Raw genomic sequence first — 2,809 nt, forward strand, 5'->3', positions numbered from 1 at the left:
GTCCCGCCCCGGCGACCGGCGGCGTCGGGGCCTCCGCCCGCCGCCCCGACGGCGTGCCCAAGGTCACCGGCGACTTCGCCTACGCCTCGGACCTGTGGCACGAGTCCATGCTCTGGGGCCACACCCTGCGCAGCCCCCACGCCCACGCCGCGATCCGGTCCCTCGACGTCTCGGCCGCCCTCGCCGTGCCCGGCGTGCACGCCGTCCTCACCCACGCCGACCTCCCCGCCGAGGAGAAGCACTACGGCCTGGAGATCCGCGACACCCCCGTCCTGGCCCGCGACCGGGTGCGGTACCACGGGGAGCCGGTCGCGCTGGTGGCCGCCGACCACCCCGAGATCGCCCGCCGTGCCGCCGGCCTGATCCGGGTCGGATACGAGGAACTGCCGGTCGTGGTCGACGAGGCGACCGCCACCGCCCCCGACGCGCCCGTGCTCCACCCCGGCCGCACCGACCGGCACGCCGAGCACGTCGACCACCCCAACATCGTGCACCGCCAGCCCGTGGTGCGCGGCGACGTGACCGCCGCCCGCGCCCGCGCCGCAGTGGTCGTCACCGGCGAGTACGAGGTGGGGATGCAGGACCAGGCCTTCCTGGGGCCCGAATCCGGCATGGCCGTCCCCGACGGCGAGGGCGGCCTGGACCTGTACGTCGCCACCCAGTGGCTGCACGCCGACCTGTGGCAGATCGCCCCGGTCCTCGGCCTGCCCGAGGACCGGATCCGGATGACGCTCTCCGGCGTCGGCGGGGCCTTCGGCGGTCGCGAGGACCTGTCCATGCAGATCCACGCCTGCCTGCTGGCCCTGCGCACCGGCCGGCCGGTGAAGATGGTCTACGACCGCACCGAGTCCTTCTTCGGCCACGTCCACCGCCATCCCGCCCGGCTGCGCTACGAGCACGGCGCCGACCGCGAGGGCCGGCTCACCCACCTGACGGCCCGCATCGTCCTGGACGGCGGCGCCTACGCCTCCTCCTCCCCGGCGGTGGTGGGCAACGCCGCCTCGCTGGGCGCCGGCCCCTACGAGGTGCCGAACGTCCACATCGAGGCCCTGGCCCTGTACACCAACAACCCGCCGTGCGGCGCGATGCGCGGCTTCGGCGCGGTCCAGGCCTGCTTCGCCTACGAGGCCCAGATGGACAAGCTGGCCGCCGCCCTCGACATGGATCCCGTGGAGTTGCGCCGGCGCAACGCCATGTCGAAGGGCTCGGTCATGCCCACGGGGCAGGTGGTGGACTCCGCCGCTCCGGTCGCCGAACTGCTGGAGCGGGTCCGCCGGCGGCCGATGCCGCCGGAGCGCCCCCGGGCGGGCGCGGGGCCGGCCGGCACGGTCCTCCCCGACCCGAGGGAGCTGCCCGGCGGCCTGTCGAACACCACGCGCGGCGAGGGGGTGGTGCGCGGTGTCGGCTACGCGGTCGGCATCAAGAACGTCGGCTTCTCCGAGGGCTTCGACGACTACTCCACCGCCCGTGTGGGGCTGCGGGTGGTCGGCGGCGAGCCGGTGGTGAGCGTGCACACCGCCATGGCCGAGGTGGGCCAGGGCGGCGTGACGGTGCACGGCCAGATCGCCCGCACCGAGCTGGGCGTCGAGCGGGTCGTCATCCGGCCCGCCGACACCCGGGTGGGCTCGGCGGGTTCCACCTCCGCCTCCCGACAGACCTACGTCACCGGCGGCGCGGTCCGCAACGCCTGCGTCCTGGTGCGCGAGCGGTTGATCGAGCTGGCCCGCCGCCGGTTCGGCGGGAACGGCGATCCGGTCTGGTCCGATCCGGATCTGCGGCCGGTCGACGGCGCGATCACGACCGCCGGCGGCGAGCGCCTGGTGGACATCGCGGAGGTGCTGGGCGGGGAGGCGATCGAGATCGAGCGCCGGTGGCGGCACCGCCCCACCGAGCCCTTCGACATCCGCACCGGCCGGGGCAACGGCCACGTCCAGTACTCCTTCGCCGCGCACCGGGCGGTGGTGGAGGTGGACACCGACCTGGGCCTGGTCAAGGTGGTGGAGCTGGCCTGCGCGCAGGACGTCGGCAAGGCCCTCAACCCGCTGTCGGTGATCGGCCAGATCCAGGGCGGCACCGTGCAGGGGCTGGGCCTGGCGGTGATGGAGGAGATCCTCGTCGGCCCGGACGCCCGGGTGCGCAACGCCTCCTTCACCGACTACCTGATCCCCACCGTTCTGGACACCCCGACCATCCCGGTGGAGATCCTGGAACTGGCGGACGAGCACGCCCCCTACGGGCTGCGCGGTGTCGGCGAGGCCCCCACGCTCTCCTCCACGCCGGCGGTGGTGGCCGCCATCCGGCAGGCCACCGGCCGGGCGCTGCACCGCGTCCCGGTCCGCCCCGAGCACCTGGTGGACTGTGACGCCTTCGTCCCCGACCCCCCACCGGCCGCCCGATCGAGCGGGGGGTGACCGACGGGACGGACCGACGGGGAACACCGGGGAACACGCGAGAACACGGGAGAACACGGGGAAGCCCGGAGGAAGGAGACCCTCGATGCTGGACATCGCGGCCGACCTGGCCCGCTGGTGCGCGGAGGGTCGCTCCTTCGCCGTGGCCACCGTCGTCGCGGTGGACGGCAGCGCGCCGCGCGGACCCGGCGCGGCCCTGGCCGTGGACGCCGACGGGGCCGTGCTCGGCGGTGTCTCCGGCGGCTGCGTGGAGGGCGAGGCGTACCGGCTGTGGCGGTGGCGCACCTGCGGGAGGTGGGTCACCGCCGGATCGGCCTGGCGGTGGGGCCGGAGCGCTTCGTGCCGGTGCGGCGCAAGCGCGAGGGGTTCCTCGCCGCCCTCGGGCTCACCGAGGCCGA

General features: G+C 75.2%; 2 protein-coding genes. Both read left to right on the forward strand.

The annotated features are described in order from the left end of the window. Positions 1–2,411, forward strand: a 2,411-nt coding sequence (gene pucD / locus FOE67_RS21865) for a xanthine dehydrogenase subunit D (RefSeq protein WP_182666554.1), incomplete at its 5' end; no start/stop codon positions are given. 85 nt (positions 2,412–2,496) lie between these two features. Beyond that, a partial coding sequence (locus FOE67_RS21870; protein WP_182666555.1) for an XdhC family protein occupies positions 2,497–2,809 on the forward strand: 313 nt, incomplete at its 3' end.

This window comes from Streptomyces calidiresistens (assembly GCF_014141525.1).
In the GTDB taxonomy this organism is placed as follows: domain Bacteria; phylum Actinomycetota; class Actinomycetes; order Streptomycetales; family Streptomycetaceae; genus Streptomyces; species Streptomyces calidiresistens.